The 17,464-nt window shown below is 52.9% G+C and carries 18 protein-coding genes; 9 read left to right on the top strand and 9 right to left on the bottom strand.

Annotation, left to right across the window (positions count from 1 at the left end; genetic code table 11):
• Window position 1: 1 nt before the first annotated feature.
• Window positions 2–1,096 (bottom strand): rhomboid family intramembrane serine protease, encoded by a 1,095-nt coding sequence (locus tag Q0824_RS10460; RefSeq protein ID WP_298450111.1) that lies wholly within the window; start codon window positions 1,094–1,096, stop codon window positions 2–4.
• Between the two features lie 230 nt (window positions 1,097–1,326).
• Between Q0824_RS10460 and Q0824_RS10465 the strand changes: the two genes are divergently transcribed.
• The 9 genes from Q0824_RS10465 (at window position 1,327) to Q0824_RS10505 (ending at window position 8,609) form a co-directional block, all read left to right on the top strand.
• Window positions 1,327–1,767, top strand: a complete 441-nt coding sequence (locus Q0824_RS10465) for a DUF4124 domain-containing protein (protein WP_298450113.1) — start codon at window positions 1,327–1,329, stop codon at window positions 1,765–1,767.
• Between the two features lie 170 nt (window positions 1,768–1,937).
• Entirely contained in the window at window positions 1,938–3,050 is a 1,113-nt protein-coding gene (locus tag Q0824_RS10470) for an AI-2E family transporter (protein ID WP_298450115.1), read from the top strand.
• Window positions 3,051–3,160: 110 nt separating this feature from the next.
• The gene (locus tag Q0824_RS10475; RefSeq protein WP_298450116.1) at window positions 3,161–4,303 is read left to right on the top strand and encodes a zinc-binding dehydrogenase; all 1,143 of its coding nucleotides are present in this window, start codon (window positions 3,161–3,163) and stop codon (window positions 4,301–4,303) included.
• On the top strand, window positions 4,303–5,340 hold the full coding sequence (locus tag Q0824_RS10480; RefSeq protein WP_298450117.1) for a proline racemase family protein: 1,038 nt from the start codon (window positions 4,303–4,305) through the stop codon (window positions 5,338–5,340). Before Q0824_RS10475 ends, Q0824_RS10480 begins: the two co-directional genes overlap by 1 nt.
• A gap of 326 nt (window positions 5,341–5,666) precedes the next feature.
• On the top strand, window positions 5,667–5,837 hold the full coding sequence (locus Q0824_RS10485) for a DUF1328 domain-containing protein (RefSeq protein WP_298450118.1): 171 nt from the start codon (window positions 5,667–5,669) through the stop codon (window positions 5,835–5,837).
• Window positions 5,838–5,915: 78 nt separating this feature from the next.
• Window positions 5,916–6,107 carry a CsbD family protein gene (locus Q0824_RS10490; protein ID WP_298450120.1) on the top strand — a complete coding sequence of 64 codons (192 nt, stop codon included), beginning with the start codon at window positions 5,916–5,918 and terminating at the stop codon, window positions 6,105–6,107.
• Window positions 6,108–6,371: 264 nt separating this feature from the next.
• A complete protein-coding gene (locus tag Q0824_RS10495; RefSeq protein WP_298450122.1) occupies window positions 6,372–6,851 on the top strand; it encodes a PRC-barrel domain-containing protein in 480 nt (159 codons plus the stop codon).
• 407 nt (window positions 6,852–7,258) lie between these two features.
• Window positions 7,259–7,780 (top strand): hypothetical protein, encoded by a 522-nt coding sequence (locus Q0824_RS10500; RefSeq protein ID WP_298450124.1) that lies wholly within the window; start codon window positions 7,259–7,261, stop codon window positions 7,778–7,780.
• A 133-nt stretch (window positions 7,781–7,913) separates the two neighbouring features.
• Window positions 7,914–8,609 (top strand): hypothetical protein, encoded by a 696-nt coding sequence (locus Q0824_RS10505; RefSeq protein WP_298450126.1) that lies wholly within the window; start codon window positions 7,914–7,916, stop codon window positions 8,607–8,609.
• A 105-nt stretch (window positions 8,610–8,714) separates the two neighbouring features.
• Here the strand turns inward: Q0824_RS10505 and Q0824_RS10510 are convergent, their stop codons facing one another.
• From Q0824_RS10510 to Q0824_RS10545, 8 genes are all read right to left on the bottom strand, one after another.
• Window positions 8,715–9,542, bottom strand: a complete 828-nt coding sequence (locus Q0824_RS10510) for an ABC transporter permease subunit (protein WP_298450128.1) — start codon at window positions 9,540–9,542, stop codon at window positions 8,715–8,717.
• Window positions 9,535–10,434, bottom strand: a complete 900-nt coding sequence (locus Q0824_RS10515) for an ABC transporter permease subunit (protein ID WP_298450508.1) — start codon at window positions 10,432–10,434, stop codon at window positions 9,535–9,537. Before Q0824_RS10515 ends, Q0824_RS10510 begins: the two co-directional genes overlap by 8 nt.
• 34 nt (window positions 10,435–10,468) lie before the next feature.
• Complete coding sequence (gene potA, locus Q0824_RS10520; protein ID WP_298450129.1) at window positions 10,469–11,587, bottom strand: polyamine ABC transporter ATP-binding protein; 1,119 nt, start codon at window positions 11,585–11,587, stop codon at window positions 10,469–10,471.
• A gap of 4 nt (window positions 11,588–11,591) precedes the next feature.
• A complete protein-coding gene (locus tag Q0824_RS10525) occupies window positions 11,592–12,698 on the bottom strand; it encodes a polyamine ABC transporter substrate-binding protein (protein WP_298450130.1) in 1,107 nt (368 codons plus the stop codon).
• Window positions 12,699–13,015: 317 nt separating this feature from the next.
• Entirely contained in the window at window positions 13,016–13,246 is a 231-nt protein-coding gene (locus Q0824_RS10530; protein WP_200201790.1) for a hexameric tyrosine-coordinated heme protein, read from the bottom strand.
• An 87-nt stretch (window positions 13,247–13,333) separates the two neighbouring features.
• Window positions 13,334–14,959, bottom strand: coding sequence for an NAD(P)/FAD-dependent oxidoreductase (locus Q0824_RS10535; protein ID WP_298450132.1), 1,626 nt, complete (start codon window positions 14,957–14,959; stop codon window positions 13,334–13,336).
• Window positions 14,960–14,963: 4 nt separating this feature from the next.
• Window positions 14,964–15,575 carry a TetR/AcrR family transcriptional regulator gene (locus Q0824_RS10540; protein WP_298450134.1) on the bottom strand — a complete coding sequence of 204 codons (612 nt, stop codon included), beginning with the start codon at window positions 15,573–15,575 and terminating at the stop codon, window positions 14,964–14,966.
• Between the two features lie 152 nt (window positions 15,576–15,727).
• Entirely contained in the window at window positions 15,728–17,413 is a 1,686-nt protein-coding gene (locus Q0824_RS10545; RefSeq protein ID WP_298450136.1) for an AMP-binding protein, read from the bottom strand.
• Window positions 17,414–17,464: the final 51 nt, after the last annotated feature.

Here is a 17,464-nt window from a genome sequence, read left to right on the forward strand (position 1 = left end):
CTCACCGACGCACCACAGCCTCTGGTTGGTTCAGCATCGCAATTAGTGGGTTCTTTCTTAGCACATAATCTTTGAGCAAGTAGCCTAGCAACAATCCAAGGCCAAATCCGCCCAAATGTGCGACCCAAGCCACACCGCCTTGGCCGGAGACCATCCCCGCAATATTGATCAGGCTCCAGATCAGGAAGTACCAATGGGGTGCGAGCTTCTTCTGATAAATAACAATCATGAAAGTCAGGCTGGCATGGCGGAACCACACCAGATAGAGGCCGAACAGGGCTGCAATAGCGCCACTGGCGCCAACCAAGAGCAGTGGACCTTGGCTGGTATTGAACAGTAGCAATTCAGCCAAGGCTGCCATTATGCCGGCAAACAGGTAGATCGCGAGAAACGCGCCGTGTCCCAGCGCGTCTTCAAGGTTGTCGCCAATAATCCACAAGAAATACATGTTGCCAACCAGATGCATCAGCCCGCCGTGCACAAACTGGTAGGCCAGAAGTTGCAGCACAAAGTGTGCGGGGTTCTGGATATCCGAGTTCAGAGCCAGGTTGGCAAAGATCCACTCATTGGCCTCTGGAGACAGCACGCCAACACCAAAGATCAGGCTGCACAGAACCACCAGTGAGCGAGTGACCCAGGGCGTGCGCTGAGGCGATACGTTGTATTCTGCGGGCATGGCAGTCAGGAATTGGAACAACCAGGATTTCCAGGACACTTTTTGATTCAGGTCCGTAAGCGCCTGCTTCAGTTTGGGTGAGTGCATTACCTGATCTATTTCATGCTTGTCGAGCCAAACGCCATCGCAGTCAGGGCAGCAATCGATCTCGGTGGTGTAGTGCACCAGAAGCTGATAATTGGTCATGGATACACGGCAACTGATGCACAGGCGTTCGCTGACCCGAAGCGCGGGGCCCAGGTGAAGCTCGTGGTCGTATTGGTCTATGCAATCGTGTTCTTGGGCAATGGCGTGGTTTAACGAGCCATCTTCAAACCACAACCCTTGGCATTGGCTGCAGCCAAGTATGGCGGGATTGCTGGTGGGTTTCAGGGTTTTGGTTGCACATGAAGGGCAATGGCGGGTGCGGGGTTGCGGCATGAAATCCTTTTCCTGGTTTAACGGTGTTTCTGTAGTAGCTCCGGAGCCTTCCGGAGCGAGCTGTTCCAAATTCTGATTTTCATTGTAATGGTCTGCGTATGCGCCGCCCAGTACTTTTAGTAAAGCGGATGAGGTTGATTTTCTGTTGACCAAAATAATGCGCGTGCGGGAAACTGCATTGAAGATAAACACAGGTTTATGTGGCTCTCGTAAAATCAGGAACAAACTAAATGAAAGGACTCGTAATACCGCTATTATTCGCGGCCTCTATTTCCCACGCAGGGACCTATCGCTGGGTAGATGAGAAGGGCCAGACTCACTTCGGTGATCGGCCTCCAACTAACGCAGTCACCAACGAAGTGCGGCTCGAATCGGCTCAGCCACCTATTGACACCAAAGCTCATGAGCGGAAGCAGCGGGTAAATCAGTTCCTTCAGCAAAGTGAAAAGGAACGAGCGGCCCGGAAAGATGCCGAGGCTCGACAGGAGGCGCAAGCTGCAAAGCTTCGGGATCATTGCGCACGCATGGAGGCGCGACTGAAACATCTGAATAATGTTTCGGGGATTTATCGGCTGAATAAAGATGGTGAGCGGGTCTTTGTAAACGATGAAGAAAACGAGCGTATCCGTGAAGAATTTCGAGCCCGTGTGCACAGCGAATGTAATAGTTGAACCGGAATGGTGGTAGTCTCGCGGCTCGGTTCCAAATAGATCAGTAATGCGATAAGGCGCCACCATAGGTACACTGTCAGGCCTGTACGCCGGTCTAAGCGTTCGGTGGCACCTCCAATCAAACTGGCAGATTCCGTGAATACTGCCGGCTGACAGGTTACGGATATCCTATGGAAAACGAAAAAAGCCTGATCGCGCAGAGCAAGAGCAAGCCGGAAAAAACGCTGACCGATCTTTCTACACCTATCTACGGGCTGTTTACTCTGGGTGTGCTTTACACCCTGTACCTTGCTCATCAAATTATCTTGCCGATTGTTTTGGCATTCCTCACAAGCTTGCTTCTGTCTCCGCTGGCTACTCGCATGTGTTCAGGGCTGCGTATTCCCAGGGTGGTCAGCTCGCTGATTCTCGTATTGTTGGTGCTTGCAGGTATTGCGGGTGTCTCCCTGGCTGTCGCCACGCCGGCTCTGGAGTGGGCGGGCAAAGCTCCCGAGGGTATTTCGCGTTTGCTGGTGGGCGAAAGCGAACTTAAGCGGCAAATCAGCAAGGTGACTGAGTCGGCACAAAAAGTGGAAGACTCCGTAAGCGAACTCTCGGATAGCGGTGATAAAAATACAGCGGTAGAGCCAACAACCGTGGTTCTGCAGACGGAATCCTGGCGCGCCCAACTTATGAGTAAAGCCCGGGATGGCGTTGCGGGTCTTGCGCTTGCCATGGCGCTTACGTATTTCTTGTTGGTTAGCGGCGACAGATTGGTGCTCAATTTTGTGCGTCAGTTGCCGAGACACCACCGCAGAACGGTGCTGCGCATTAGCCGGGACTCCCAGCATCAGATTGCCCAGTACCTCGCGGTATTGGGCATAAGCAATACATCGGTCGGCGTTGCAACTGGTCTTATGGCTTGGGCTGTCGGCCTGCCCGACCCAGCAGTGTGGGGCCTGGTGGCTGCTCTTGCGCGTTTTATTCCTTATCTCGGTGTTATTCTAACCATCCTGTTGTTGGCGGTTGTTTCCGCGGTAAGCCTGGATACCTTGTGGATGATGGCGATTGCTCCAGTTGGCTATCTTGCCTTGACCACTATGGTGGGTTTCTTCATCGAGCCGTGGATACACGGCTTTCGTATGTCGATCAACCCGGTGATTATTTTTGTTTCGATCTTCTTCTGGGGCTGGCTCTGGGGTCCTGTGGGGGTATTACTTGCCGTGCCACTGATGACCGTAATTCAGGTGGTTCTTAAGCAGATTCCCAAATTGCGGCCCATCTATAAGGTGATTGCCCGATAGTGTCGGGTTAGAGAAGAATGGATGCCCTCGCCACTCCCTGACACATGAGTGAATGTCTCCTATCCTGAAGAGATACTTTACATTTCTCAGGCAGGGACGACTGTTCACTTATGATCCCGAATACCATGAAAGCCATGGTTCTTACCGGTCATGGCGATATCGACAAGCTTGACTATACAAGTGTGCCCACGCCATCCCCCTTGCCAGGAGAGGTGCTGGTTCAGGTTACCGCGACCGCAAAAAATAACACCGACCGCAAAGCCCGGGAAGGGCTGTATCCCACCAAAAAGGGTGAAACCACGTCGTTTCAGATGGGTGGCAAGCCCACGCTGATCTTTCCCCGTATTCAAGGTGCTGACATTGTCGGTCATGTTGTGGCCGTAGGCGAGGGCGTCGATCGCAGTCGTATTGGCGAGCGAGGGCTGCTGGATTTCAATATTTATGCAGACAGCCGTAGGGATATCAACCTTACCCCGGATTATTACGGCCATGGTGCAGACGGTGGCTACGCAGAATACGTCGCTGTTCCTTCAGACCAGTTCCACTGTATACCGAATGAACATCTTGGGGATGCGCAGCTCGCCGCGATGGGGATGTGCTCGTATCAGACGGCTCTGCATATGCTTACCTCTGCTCATGTGACTGCGGGAGAGCGAGTTCTGGTCACCGGAGCCAGTGGTGGTGTTGGTACCGCGCTGATTCAGCTTTGCCGGGTCATGGGGGCCATACCCTATGCCTTGAGTACTGGGGATAAAACCGCAGCGCTCTTGGAATTCGGGGCGGAATCCGTGCTCGATCGATCCGATATGGATAGTTTTGTAGAGCGGGTAAAAGCGCAAACTGGTGGCAAGCCTTTTGATGCGGTTATGGACCTGGTGGGTGGCGATATGACCGACCGCTTCATAGACGCCATGATTTTTGACATGAACGCCCGCGAAACATACCCCCGCCTGAGCATTGCTGGTGCCAGCGGCGGAAACATTAGTGAAATCCTGTGGACGAGAATTTACCTGTATCAGGTGCAAATTTTTGGTGTTTCCCACGGAACCCGAGAGGAGGCGGAGCAGTTGGTAGGGTGGATTCGCAGCGGGCAGCTCAAGCCGGTTCTCCACGGCGCATTCAGACTTTCAAAGTTGCATGATGCGGAGCGCTACTTCATGAATCGCGGCAGCAATTATCTCGGCAAAATTGTCATTGTTCCGGATTCCCAGTGGAAGGCGCATGGAAAATCCTGGTCGCTGGAGGGCGATTGATGAAACCGGAACTGACAATTCAGCTTATGGACACCCATGCAGGCGGCGATGTCAGTCGTATTGTGACCGGTGGTATTGATGCCTTGCCAGGTAACAGTGTGCGAGCACAAATGGAGTATCTTCGTGATCACGCCGATGGCTTGAGAAAACTGTTGCTGGAAGAGCCCTATGGCATTCCCGAAATGTCTGTGGACTTGCTGGTTCCACCTTCCGACCCGCAGGCAGCGGCCGGCTACATCATCATGGAAGTGATGGGTTACCCGATTTACTCCGGCTCCAACACAATCTGCACCGCAACGGCCGTGCTTGAGGCGGGAATCGTGCCCAAGAAAGAGGGTAAACAGAGCTTTTTACTGGAGTCTCCTGCTGGCTTGGTTCGCATCGATGCACTGGTTAAAAACGGCGTTGTTGAAGCGATCACCTGTGAAGGTTTGCCAAGCTATATCCATACCTATCGCGCGACTATTGAGGTGCCCTCACTCGGCCCCGTCACATACAGCGTGGCATACAGTGGCGGGTTTTACGCTCTGGTGGATGCCGAAGCCCTGGGCTTTGACCTTGTCCTGAGTGAAGAGCGCAAGCTTGCTGACACGGCTTATGCGATTGTTGAGGCAATTCAGGCGGAAAGGGGCTTTTCCCACTATACCTTGGGTGATGTCGGGCCTTTGCCCTTTCTGCATTTTATGGGGCCAGTGCACCAAATCACAGAGGGCTATTATCGCTCCCGTTCCACGACCTATGTGCACCCGCGTGTTATTTGCAGAAGTACGACCGGAACAGGCACTTCGGCTCGGTTAGCCCTAATGAATTATGAAGGGCGCATCCGCCCAGGAGATAAGCTTGAAACCATCTCACTACGAGAGACTGGCTTCATTGGCGAGCTCTCTGGCATAGGGCAGGTTGGTGGGTACCAGGTTGTGAAAAACGACATTATCGGTAGAGGTTATGTTTTAGCGCGTTCAGACATTGTGGTGAACTGTGACGACTTAATGGTGGACTGCGATGGGTTACGCCATATTCTCACCAGCCGTTGGTAGCTCTTAACGCTGATGACCGCCGTAGTGAATCTTGCATTTCGCAGGTGTGTATATTGCCGGTATCTTAACTAATCATAATCAATGAGGTTATTATATATTTATCAGTATCTTATAACTCGTCTTTGCGGTCGGGGTCAGGGATTGTCGAGAGAGAAGGTTGTCTGAATTTATACCATGTGGCAAGTTAATTGTAGATGTAGCGCAGTAGTAGTTGAGCCTAGCTGCCTTATATCTGGAAAATGTCAGTCTCAATTCACTAAACGTCAGGCGAGGAGTTCGTTACTTAATAAGTCGAATTTGGCCTGTAAAGGGAAAAGGAGTTACTGATGCTTTATTGGACTATAGTGTGTTTGATTATAGCGATCGTGGCGGGTGTGCTTGGTTTCGGTGGAATTGCGGGCACCGCTGCCGGGATAGCTAAGATACTGTTCTTTGTTTTCATAGTATTGCTCGTTGTCTCACTGGTGATGAATGCTATGAAAGGTCGCGGACCATAATTGTGTATTCATATTAGCATTTATGAAGTTGTCGATTATGTAGAGCTATTATAATTGCCTTATTGAAAGGAGAACGATATGAATAACGATATTCTGGAAGGTAACTGGAAGCAGCTTAAAGGTAAGGTGCGCGAGAATTGGGGTAAGTTGACGAATGATGATGTCGATGAAATCGGAGGCAAACGAGAGAACTTCATTGGCAAGATTCAGGAAAAATACGGCATGAAGAAAGATGAGGCAGAGAAGGAGTGGGATAAGCTCACTAAATAATTATCATTTCTCCACGCACCAAACGCTTCAGTATTGTTACTGAAGCGTCATTTGGGCTGGGTCGTGGCCTTTGCTAAGTTTTAAATCGTGACATGGTTCGCCGAACCGGTGGGTATAGCCATTGATCACATTTACTTGGAGAAACGTCCGAAAAGTATCGTCGATTCGGGCGTACGCATGAGTAACTTGATAAAGGAGTACGAGACAATGCGGAAACTTATTACTCACACAATGAGCGCTTCCCTGTTGGCAGGTGGTTTAGCTATGAGCCTTTCAGCAGTTGCTGCAGGCGGTCTTTACAGCATGGATGAGCTTAAGGATGCAGATGTTTTTGACAGTACCGGCCAAGAGATCGGTGAGGTCGAGGATGTTCTGATGAGCAACGATATGTCGGTACATTCGTTGGTTATCGAAACTGGGGAGCTACTTGGCCTCGGTGGTAATGAAGTTGTTGTGGAACGCGGCACGTTTACTGTCGTGAGGGCGTCGGGTAACCGCGGCTTCGATGACATTGAGTATGAAGTCCACGTTGAAATGACTCAGGAAGAATTGAAAAAATTGCCGACGTACGATGAGGATTGGTGGAACCAAACGAGCCAGAGTTTGCAGCAGGCGTGGGAAAACACAAAGGAAATCAGTGAGAGCGCCTGGGAGAGTACTAAGCAGGCTACCTCTTCAGCTTGGTACAACGTCAAACAAGGCGCTGAAGAGATGGGTGACGAAGCCGAGCAGGCGACTGAGTAAGGCACTGTTCCGGGAACGGTTCAACCGGGCGCCTCCGGCGCCTTTTGAGTCAAGGAGAATGATATGACCAATGTCAGCTCTGATGGTACTTATCAGTGTGCCCAAGAGGGGTGTGACTGCAGAGTCGCGGATGATGAAACGCACTTCAAAACAGCAACTGGAATATTCTGCTCAAAAGAATGTTCGGAAGGCAAGGGTTGCCAACATCCCGGATGCAATTGCGCGTCTAAGAATTAGCTGAATTAAGATCGAGAGGTCGCGTTATGTATTTGGCCTCTCGGTCAGAATAATAATATAAAAACATATTATTAGTAAAATAAATAAGCCTGCGAAGTTTCGAAAGTCTATATATTTACCTCTGTTGTTTGATGATTATCTATCATGCGAACTATACGGGAGACAAGACTATGGCTGATCACGATGGAGCTGTGTCAGGGGAAAGCTATTCCCATAAGATAAGCGCGGAGTTCGACAGTCAGATAGCTGCGGAGCGAGGCGCAGAATCTTTGGAAGGTTTAGGTATCCCCCTTGCTCAGATTCGTATCATTCAACCTGATGACCCCAATATGTCGAAAAAGATTGAGCCGGAGACACAGGGAATTGCGCGGTCGTTAGTCAAAGCGCATGTCCGGTTTGGAGTGGTAGGGCTAGTAGTTGGTCTTGCTGTCGCAGGACTTTTGGTGACGGTTGGCCCGGCGCTGACTCGTTCAAGCCCGGTAATGACGTTCGTTGCAGTGAGCTTCTTGTTTGCCGTGTTGGCTCTTATGCTAGCCGGTGCGGTTGCACTGCGGCCAGATCATGATGTCTTGATAGAAAAGGCGCGCATGGCAAAAAACGAAGGGCGTTGGACAGTGGTGGTGCATTGCGACAGCGTGGAGCAGCAAAAGTTGGCGCAAACGACAATGGGCGACAGTACCCACACCTTATAGTTTAATATAAAAGTGCGAGAATCTTTCGACCGGAGTTCTCGGTTGAGTGCTTGCCAAAGCTATACTATCGTTTAATTCTGTAATAAAAAGCAAAAACAATAGCTGACCAGGAATGTAGGTAAGGGGCGTCAGTGTGTATAAGTGGATAGCTGAGCATCACCAGGTACTTTCAATCGTTGCCAGTTTTGGCTCCTTACTTATATGGCTGGTATATGCGCAGCTCCTTTACCTTGGGTTCAGGAGGCAGAGAAGCCCGCGCTTGATTATTAATCGCGGTCGCAACAAAGATATCAATGCTCTGTGTCTCATCAGTAATATGAGCGCGGAATCTGTATTTGTTGAATACATCATAGCGAAGCTCGAAACTTCGGAAGGCGAGATCACGATGGACGTCACTGATTTCGAGCGAGAATACAGCGAAGGCGATGAGCAGAGTCCGCTGGACGTAAGAGAGAATACCAGGCAGGGACCAATCGAGTGTGGCGGCTTTTTACACATTGGTACTTTCTGCGAACTAATCCAGCGTCTTGCGCGCTATGAAAATATCGAGGTTGTCGATGGTCAGCCTCAAGGAGAGCTAGAATTCACCCGCCTGACGCTGAGTCTGATTGGAATATATGGCCCGGAAAATATGCCCGTAGGCGCTGAGCGAAGTTTCGATATAAGCGTTAGCGGGAGCCGTTTGGGGCTAAAACCTGCATCGTGGGATACTAAGCAGTTAGCGTCTATCCGTCAGCGTCGCAAGCTTCGGAGAACGGTCGAAGAACTGAATGCTACAGACTTTTCATCGTCATCCTCTCTTCGCCGTGTAGCCGCTATTCAAAAGTGATCCAGTCGACTAATGGGGCGGATGTATGCATAGACTGAATTGCTACTCCGTTAACCCACGCGATGAATCGCTATGGTTGGGGTATTGCCCTGCTGATTTTTCCGATCAGGAAAGGCGCCCACTGCGGCGCCTTTTTTCGTTTCTGCGCATTACATACCAGGCGATAAACGCCACCAAAGATACCGTCAGAATAATCAGCGTGGCCAGTGCGTTGATCTTTGGTGATACGCCCATGCGTACCGATGAGAACACCACCATGGGCAAGGTGGTGGAGCCAGGGCCGGATACAAAGCTGGCAATTACCAGGTCGTCCAGCGACAGGGTGAACGCCAGCAACCATCCGGACACCAGGGCCGGGGCAATCACCGGCAAAGTGACCACAAAGAATGTCTTCAAGGGTGTGCAGCCCAGATCCATGGCGGCTTCCTCAATGGAGCGATCCACCTCTTGTAATCGGGTACTCACAACCACCGCCACATAGGCGCTGCAGAAGGTGGTGTGGGCAATCCAGATGGTCACCATTCCACGATCTGCAGGCCAGCCGGTCAGCTCTGCCAGTTGAACAAACAGAAGCAGCAACGACAAACCGGTGATCACTTCCGGCATAACCAGAGGGGCGGTAATCATGCCAGACAGCAGTGTTCGGCGTCGCATGCGCTTGAATCGGGTGATCACAAACGCACACAGGGTGCCCAGGCACATGGCCATGCTGGCGGAGTAGAAGGCGATTTTAAGGCTCATCCACACGGCCGACAGTATTTGCTGGTCCTGAAACAGGGCGCTGTACCAGTGTGTCGAGAAACCGGCCCACACAGATACCAGCCGGGATGCGTTGAACGAATACACGATCAGCACAAACATCGGCAGGTACAAAAACAACAGTCCCAGAATCAGCATGATTTTGGAGAGGCTGATACCGCGAGCATTAACCATTCTTCGACATCTCCCGACTCTGGAAGCGGTGGAACAATATAATCGGCACCAACAGCAGTGCCAGCATGACAATGGCCAACGCAGAGGCAACGGGCCAGTCGCGGTTGTTGAAGAACTCTTCCCACAACACCTTGCCGATCATCAGCGTATCCGGGCCGCCGAGCAGCTCAGGAATTACGAACTCACCGACAGCGGGAATGAATACCAGCATACAGCCCGCCAAAATACCGGCCTTGGATGAAGGCAGGGTAATGGCCCAGAAGGTCGTAATGCTGCGGCAGCCGAGGTCTGATGCTGCTTCCAGCAGGCGCAGATCCAGCTTCACCAGGTTGGTAAAAATGGGCAGCACCATAAACGGTAAGTAGGCATAGGTAATGCCGAGGATTACCGCAAAGTTGGTGTTCAGCATTTTCAGCGGCTCGTCGATCAACCCGAGCCAGAGCAGGAAGCTGTTCAGCAAACCCTGATTGCCGAGGATGCCCATCCAGGCGTAGACCCGAATCAGGAACGAGGTCCATGAGGGCAGCATCACCATCAACAGAAGCACTAACTGCCAGTGTTTTGGAGCCCGGGCCATAGCGTAGGCCATTGGGTAGCCAATCAGCAGGCAGGCGATGGTGGAGATAAACGCGGTTTTCACCGAACCCCAATAGGCTGCAACGTACAGGCTGTCGGACAGCAGGAATAAATAGTTGCCGAAGTTCACCACCACCGACAGGGTGTTTTCTGCCAGCCGGAATACCGGCTCGTATGGCGGTATGGCCATCACGGCCGACGTCAGGCTGATCTTCAGGATCAGCGCGAACGGCAGCAGGAAAAACAGCAATAGCCACGCGAACGGAATGCCAAACAGCACCCGACGGTGGAACAGCAATGTACGCACCCGCGCCATCAAGGGCGCGGGAATCGGATTCCTGTTCATGGCATTAATTCCAAAGCAGGATGGGGCTGGAGGCTTCCCAGGAAACGAACACGGTGTCGCCCCAGGTTGGCCGTTCACCGCGGCGTTCCACGTTCGCCATGGTGGCCTGCACACGCTTGCCGCTGGCCAGCTTCACGTAATAGGAGGTGATGTCGCCCAGGTACGCGATGTTCTCCACCGTGCCCTTGCTCCAGTTGAACTCACCTTCAGGCTTGTCTGGTGTCAGGTAGATTTTCTCCGGGCGCAGGGCAATCAGCGTGTTGGTATTTTCTGCCGATGTGGTCACGCCGCGGTCAATAAATACCTGTGCGTCCAGCAAGCCGCTGGATAGCAGAATGCTGTCGGAGTTGTCTTCCTCGATGCTGGCCTCAAAGATATTCACCGAGCCAATAAACTCCGCCGTCATGCGGCTGTTCGGGCTTTCGTAAATATCGATGGGTGAGCCCACCTGCGCAATCTGTCCAAAGGACATAATGGCAATGCGGCTGGCCATGGTCATGGCTTCTTCCTGATCGTGGGTCACCATCAGGCAAGTGGCACCCACTTTTTCCAGAATATCCACCAGCTCAAGCTGCATCTCTGTGCGCAGCTTTTTATCGAGCGCACCCATAGGCTCATCCAGAAGCAACAGCTTCGGGCGTTTTGCCAGAGAGCGGGCCAGTGCAACCCGCTGCTGTTGGCCACCGGAAAGCTGCTGCGGCCGACGCTTGGCGTAGGGCTCCATTTTGACCAGCTTGAGCATGGCTGCCACGCGGTCGCGAATCTCTTCCTTCGGCAGCTTGTCCTGTTTCAGACCCATGGCAATGTTCTGCTCCACGGTCATGTGCGGGAACAGTGCGTAGGACTGAAACATCATGTTCGTTGGGCGCAAGTAGGGAGGCAGGGCAGTTATGTCCTGACCATCCAGCACAATACGACCGCTATCTGGTGTCTCAAAGCCGGCCAACATACGCAGCAGTGTGGACTTGCCAGAGCCGGAGCCTCCCAAGAGCGCGAATATTTCGCCCTTGTGGATGTCCAGGCTTACGTCGTCCACCGCCAGTGTGCTGTCAAAGCTTTTTGATACACCACGAATGCTGAGTAGCACCTCCGCTTTCGCGGAGGTGCTGATTCCGTTAACCACGCCCTTAACGACCGGACTTAACGCTGGTCCAGGTGCGGGTCATCAGGCGCTGTGTGTCCTGAGGCCGACCTTCCATGATGTAGAGCTTTTTCATCACATCATCCGTAGGGTAAATGCTGGTGTCGTTAAAGATTTCTGCATCCACAAATTCATCGGCTGCCTTGTTCGGGTTGGCGTACCAAACATAGTTGGTCACCTCAGCGATGATCTCTGGCTTCATCAAAAAGTTGACCAGCTTGTGGGCATTCTCAACGTTCGGTGCGCCAGCAGGGATGGTCATCATATCGAACCACAACACCGCACCTTCTTTAGGAATGGTGTAGCGGATTTCATTGCCGTTTTTGGCTTCCTCGGCACGAGCAGCCGCCTGCAGAATGTCACCGGAATAGCCGGCAGCCACGCACAGGTCGCCATTAGCCAGGTCGCCAATGTAGCGGGACGAGTGGAAGTAGGTGATGCTCGGCCGCACGGCCTTGATCACGTCGCCACCCTTTTTGATGTCTTCGGCATTGTTGCTGTTCGGGTTCAAGCCTGCGTAGGCCATAGCAGCCCGCACCATTTCTTCGCCGGAATCCAACATGGCAATGCCGCAGCCGCTTTTGGCCAGCTTGGCGGTTACTTCCGGGTCAAACACCAGGGCCCAGGAGTCTGTGGGCGCACTGTCGCCCAGAATTTTCTGGATACGGCCAGCGTTGTAGCCATAGCCGTTGGTTCCCCACAAATAGGGAATCGAAAACTGGCTGCCAGAATCCACTTTTTCCAACTGGGTCATCAGGTCGGGGTTCAGGTTGACCATGTTCGGCAGTTTGTCGTGATCCAGAGCTACAAAAGCCTTGGCAGAGATCTGCTTGGCAACGTAGTGGTTTGAAGGCACTACCAGGTCGTAGCCAGAGCGGCCAGACAGCAGCGCGGCTTCGAGAACCTCGTTACTGTCGTAAACGTCGTAAACGACCTTGATGCCGGTTTCTTTGGTGAACTTCGCCAGGGTGTTCTCGGCGATGTAGTCAGACCAGTTATACACACGCACTTCTTCTGCTGCGATTGCAGAAGAGGCACACAGAGATAACGCAACGGAGGCGGCCAGCGCCTGTGGCTTACACAACTTGAACATTGGATAACGTCCCTCACTGAAAAGGGATGGATACAAAACGTGCAGGACGCACGCGGTGTTGTGCAGGTCTGCTGAGGGAAGGCCGCGGGTGCGACTCCTTTGAGGCTTGTCCTGGAAAACGGCGGTGGGGCTATAGCTTATGGAACCGACCGAATTCGCGCGATATTTAACACGAGAATGCGTGGCGCGCTACAACTATCTTGTTGGAGTGTGCGGAGGGTTGTACCTATGAGGACTTATCAGCTTCAGAAACTACTCCCACGGTGCGGGAGTTTACGGCTCTCGGGCACCGTGAAAGAGTGTTTGAGTGGCAGTTGTTATCCCCGCCAATAGTTGTTGGCCGCCGCTACCGTCTGAAAGTTTACAGCGATAACGTGGGAGGCAGCAGTCAAACCGTCGGCAGAGTTCGCGTATTCTGGCCGTAGCTTTTTCAGTGTATCCATATCCGGCTGAGTGTATTTCACGCCGCGACGGCTCAGGGTGATGGCAAGCTCATAGCCTTGCTGCGGAGTATCGGTAATCAACGAGGTTAGCCAAGTATCAGTCATTTTAAATACCTTTTTATTTGGGTTCGCCGAAAGAGTAGCAGACGACACGCGGTTTTGCGCATCGTCTATATCAAGGCAAGCTCTTTGTTAGCCTACAAACATCTTCTTCGCAAGCGGGATGCCTTTCAAACCGCTCACGGCAACGGTTGTCAGCAAACCACCTAGCATGGCGCCCACTACTCCGGCGGTCATGATGTCCTGGCCGGTGAGGTACAGGCCGGGTATGCGGGTCTTGGGCTTTAGCCAGTCCTGCTCGAAGCGGTCGGGAGTATGGTCGAGGCCATAAATTTCCCCTTCGCTGTAGCGGCAAAAGTAATCCGTAGAAAGGGAGGTGGACAGCTCGTAGTAATCCACTTTGCCTTCCAGATGCGGAAATTTCTCATACAGCTTGGTGAGCAAGCGCTGGGCGAATTCTTCCTTCTTGGCTTCATAGTCTTCACCGCGCTTGCCCCAAGGCTTGTCGGCCCACTCTTCGTACCATTTGAAGGGACCGGGTGCCACAATCTCAATGGTGGCCCGGTTAGGGTAGCGCTCCAGAAAGCTGGGGTCTTTCGCCGAGGGGAACGAAATATAGGTTAGCGAAATATCGTTGTTATCCGGATCTTCCTCGAACTCCCTCACATGCTTTTCGTAGTCTGTGCCGGGGTAAATCCAGTAGTTGGTTTTCGGCAGGCCCAGGTTCTCTGCAGTATCTTCCAGGCCAATATACAGGCAATTACTGGCCATGGAGCGCTTAACGGTTTTCAGTTTGTCCTGATAGTAATCCCATTCAGGCGCGTCTTTTGGCAGCAGCTTGTTGAAGGTGTTGAATACGCCTGCGTTGCTGATGACCAGTGGCGAGCGAATCTCTGCACCGTCGGCCATGCGAACGCCCACGGCTTTGCCTTTCTCGATGAGAATCTCAGTCACATCAGCGTAGGTAAAGACTTCACCGCCGCTTTGCTGAACCACCGGGATAATGGTCTTGGCCATTTCAGAGGCGCCACCAATTGGGTAGTAGCCGCCGTGCAGGTAATGGCGGGCGATCAGTGAGTGGACAATGAAGCTGGATTGGGCTGGTGGCAGGCCGTTGTCGCCCCACTGGCCGGTAAGCACGGCAATCAGCTCCTGGTTGCTGGTAATGCCTTCAAGCACTTCGCGGGTGGGCTTGTTCAGGAACTCCGGTGCCTTGCGTCTTGCCAGCATGCTCAGTGGACCGAGCGCGAGGCTTGGTAGCACTTTACTCAGAACAACGGCCGGCATGGCTTTGGATACCTGGCGCAGATAATCCAGGTAAGTGTCGATGGCCCTTTCTTCTTCCGGGAAGGCTTTAATCAGTTCTGCACGGAATTCTTCCGGGCCGGCTACCAGGTCCACGTACTTTTCGCCCATGTAGATTCGGTCGTAGTTGGCGTCCATTGGCGCCCATTTCAACTGACTGTCAGTGATGTGGTCGAACAGCCGCTTACCGAGAGTATGGTCTGCGCCCATGTCACCGATGTAGTGCACGCCCACATCCCATTCGTAACCGTTACGGTCGTAGCTGTGGGTGAATCCGCCGGCAGTGTAGTGCTGTTCAAGAACGAGCACTTTTTTGCCCATTTTGCTCATACAAGCAGCTGCGGTCAGGCCGCCGATGCCGGAGCCAATGATGATGGCATCGTAGGGGCCGTCCAGGCGTTTTTCACGATAACGTTTGCCAACGCGGAGGGTGCTGGGTTTTGGGCTGCTCATTTAGTTAATCCTGTTGTGATTGTTGTTGGTCAGACCGGGCGCCGTCCAGCAGTAAACTGAGAACGCCGTCGGTCAACATGGGTTCGGTCTTTGCGCTGGGCAAATGACCATCGATGGTTAGTTGCGACAGCCCGTGCACCAGAGACCAAGCGGCGGCTGTCATTAGTGAAACGGGGGAAGGTTTGAGGTAACCCAGTTCTCGGGCACGGGCAACGGTGTTTTCAAGAACCTGAAAAGCCCCTTTGCCAGCGGCATCCAAACGTGGGTGAGCCCCTAAAGGCAGCACGCGACCGCCAAACATAAGACGATACAGATTGGGCTCTTCCTGGGCGAAAGCGACATATACCAGCCCAATCTCAATCAACGCCTTGCGCGGCATTTTCTGATCTACAACCCGCAGGCGATCGCGCAGGGCCTCGAACCCTTCAATGGCAAGTTCGGCCAGCAGCGTTTCGCGGTCTGAGAAGTGGCGGTATAGCGCGGGTGCGCTGACTCCGAGTTGCTTAGCCAGGGCGCGCAAGCTGATGGCGGCATCCCCTTGGCTTCTGAGTATGTCCAACGCCAGCGACTGCGCCTGGGGCTGCAGGTCGCCGTGGTGGTAGGCAGGTTTCGCCATAGGTGTTCAGGTTCTCTGATGTTATCGGTGGTAACAATGTTACTGGTGATAACATCATGAAGTTGAGCAGCTGTCAAACAGATTTTGGCGTGTCAAAAAAAAGCCCCGGTGCTCAGCTAAGGAGAACCGGGGCTTGCGATTGCCAGGGGTTTTTACTTCAGCCCTAGTTCCTCAATGGAAATCTCGCGCATTTTGAACTTCTGAATCTTACCGGTGACCGTCATTGGGAATTCTTCCACGAACTTGTAGTTTCGCGGGATCTTGAAGTGGGCGATCTTGCCTTTGCAGAATGCCATCAGGTCGTCGGCATCCACCGAGTCTGCCTCAGGGCGCAGCTTTACCCAGGCGATCAAATCTTCACCATAGGTTTCGTGCGGAATACCCGTTACCTGGACTTCCTCAATGGATGGGTGGCTGTACAGAAATTCCTCAACCTCTTTCGGGTAAATGTTTTCACCACCACGAATCACCATATCCTTGATGCGGCCGACGATTTGTACATAGCCTTCTTCGTCCATGGTGGCCAGATCACCGGTGTGCATCCAGCCGGAGGCGTCGATGGCTTCGCGGGTCTTCTCTTCATTATTCCAGTACTTCAGCATCACGCTGTAGCCGCGAGTGCAGAGTTCCCCAATCTCGCCCCGGGGCAAGACGTTACCGGTTCCCGGGTCGACAATCTTGGTTTCCAGATGGGGCTGGGTACGGCCAACGGTGGTTACCTGCTTCTCAAAGGGATCGAGAGAGCTGGTCTGGGTAGACACAGGGCTGGTTTCGGTCATGCCGTAGGCAATCTGAACCTCCTTCATGTGCATCTTGGTGTTGACCTTTTTCATCACCTCCGCGGGGCAGATGGAGCCGGCCATGATGCCTGTGCGCAGGGTGGATAGATCGTAGGAATCAAATTCCGGCTCGGCCAGTTCTGCTATGAACATGGTGGGTACGCCGTAGAGCGCTGTGGCCTTCTCCTGATGCACTGCTTGCAGCACGGCTTTTGGGTCAAAGCCTTCGCCCGGGTAAATCATGGTGGAGCCGTGGGTAATGCAGCCAAGGTTGCCCATGACCATGCCAAAGCAGTGGTAGAGGGGGACTGGAATAACCAGTCGATCCTTCTCTGTCAGGCGCTGGCTTTCACCCACAAAAAACCCATTGTTCAGGATGTTGTGGTGGGTGAGGGTCGCGCCTTTGGGGTTGCCGGTGGTGCCTGAGGTGAACTGGATATTGATGGGGTCGTCGAACTGAAGCTGGCTTTGCACCTTGTCTACTTCATCCTGACTAACTTCACTGGCAAGGCTCACAAACTCCGCCCAGCTCCACATGCCAGCGTGTTTTTCCGTATCCAGATTGATCACTGCACGAAGATCAGAAACTCGCTGGGCTTTGATTTTGCCAGGGGTGCTCGCTTTCAACTCCGGTGCCAGTTCATAAAGTGTTTGGCGGTAATTTGAGGCTTTAAAGGTATCTGCAGTGACCAATACGCTGATGCTCGCCAGATTCATGGCGTATTCCAGTTCGTGCAGGCCGTAGGCAGGGTTGATGTTGACCAGAATGGCGCCCACCTTGGCGGTGGCGAATTGGGTCACCGTCCACTCGTAGCGGTTGGGCGCCCAAATGCCTACGCGGTCACCGCGTTCTACGCCGATGGCGAGAAAGGCACATGCTGCTTCATTAACCCGTGCGACGAACTCCTTGTAAGTCCAGCGGATGTCCTGGTGCAGGCATACCAGGGCTTCGGTATTTGGGAATTTAGCGGCGGTGCGGTCAAGCATCTCGCCGATGGTCATGCCCAGCAGCGGCGTGTTGGAGGTACCGCTGGTGTAGCTTGGTAGAGTCTGTTTCATTGGGCCGCCTCCGGTTGTTTTTGTGGTCGAGGTCCGGGATTGTTCAAGCCG

Origin of the sequence: uncultured Marinobacter sp. (assembly GCF_947488835.1) — a bacterium.
GTDB lineage: Bacteria > Pseudomonadota > Gammaproteobacteria > Pseudomonadales > Oleiphilaceae > Marinobacter.

Excerpts from the sequence above, each read along its gene's own strand:
- Q0824_RS10530 (WP_200201790.1), bottom strand. The coding sequence starts at position 13,246 with ATGACTGATACTTGGCTAACCTCGTTGATTACCGATACTCCGCAGCAA.
- Q0824_RS10465 (WP_298450113.1), top strand. The coding sequence starts at position 1,327 with ATGAAAGGACTCGTAATACCGCTATTATTCGCGGCCTCTATTTCCCAC.
- Q0824_RS10470 (WP_298450115.1), top strand. The coding sequence starts at position 1,938 with ATGGAAAACGAAAAAAGCCTGATCGCGCAGAGCAAGAGCAAGCCGGAA.
- Q0824_RS10480 (WP_298450117.1), top strand. The coding sequence starts at position 4,303 with ATGAAACCGGAACTGACAATTCAGCTTATGGACACCCATGCAGGCGGC.
- Q0824_RS10545 (WP_298450136.1), bottom strand. The coding sequence starts at position 17,413 with ATGAAACAGACTCTACCAAGCTACACCAGCGGTACCTCCAACACGCCG.
- Q0824_RS10490 (WP_298450120.1), top strand. The coding sequence starts at position 5,916 with ATGAATAACGATATTCTGGAAGGTAACTGGAAGCAGCTTAAAGGTAAG.
- Q0824_RS10540 (WP_298450134.1), bottom strand. The coding sequence starts at position 15,575 with ATGGCGAAACCTGCCTACCACCACGGCGACCTGCAGCCCCAGGCGCAG.
- Q0824_RS10510 (WP_298450128.1), bottom strand. The coding sequence starts at position 9,542 with ATGGTTAATGCTCGCGGTATCAGCCTCTCCAAAATCATGCTGATTCTG.
- Q0824_RS10500 (WP_298450124.1), top strand. The coding sequence starts at position 7,259 with ATGGCTGATCACGATGGAGCTGTGTCAGGGGAAAGCTATTCCCATAAG.
- Q0824_RS10485 (WP_298450118.1), top strand. The coding sequence starts at position 5,667 with ATGCTTTATTGGACTATAGTGTGTTTGATTATAGCGATCGTGGCGGGT.
- Q0824_RS10495 (WP_298450122.1), top strand. The coding sequence starts at position 6,372 with ATGAGCCTTTCAGCAGTTGCTGCAGGCGGTCTTTACAGCATGGATGAG.
- Q0824_RS10475 (WP_298450116.1), top strand. The coding sequence starts at position 3,161 with ATGATCCCGAATACCATGAAAGCCATGGTTCTTACCGGTCATGGCGAT.
- Q0824_RS10525 (WP_298450130.1), bottom strand. The coding sequence starts at position 12,698 with ATGTTCAAGTTGTGTAAGCCACAGGCGCTGGCCGCCTCCGTTGCGTTA.
- Q0824_RS10535 (WP_298450132.1), bottom strand. The coding sequence starts at position 14,959 with ATGAGCAGCCCAAAACCCAGCACCCTCCGCGTTGGCAAACGTTATCGT.
- Q0824_RS10460 (WP_298450111.1), bottom strand. The coding sequence starts at position 1,096 with ATGCCGCAACCCCGCACCCGCCATTGCCCTTCATGTGCAACCAAAACC.
- Q0824_RS10515 (WP_298450508.1), bottom strand. The coding sequence starts at position 10,434 with ATGGCGCGGGTGCGTACATTGCTGTTCCACCGTCGGGTGCTGTTTGGC.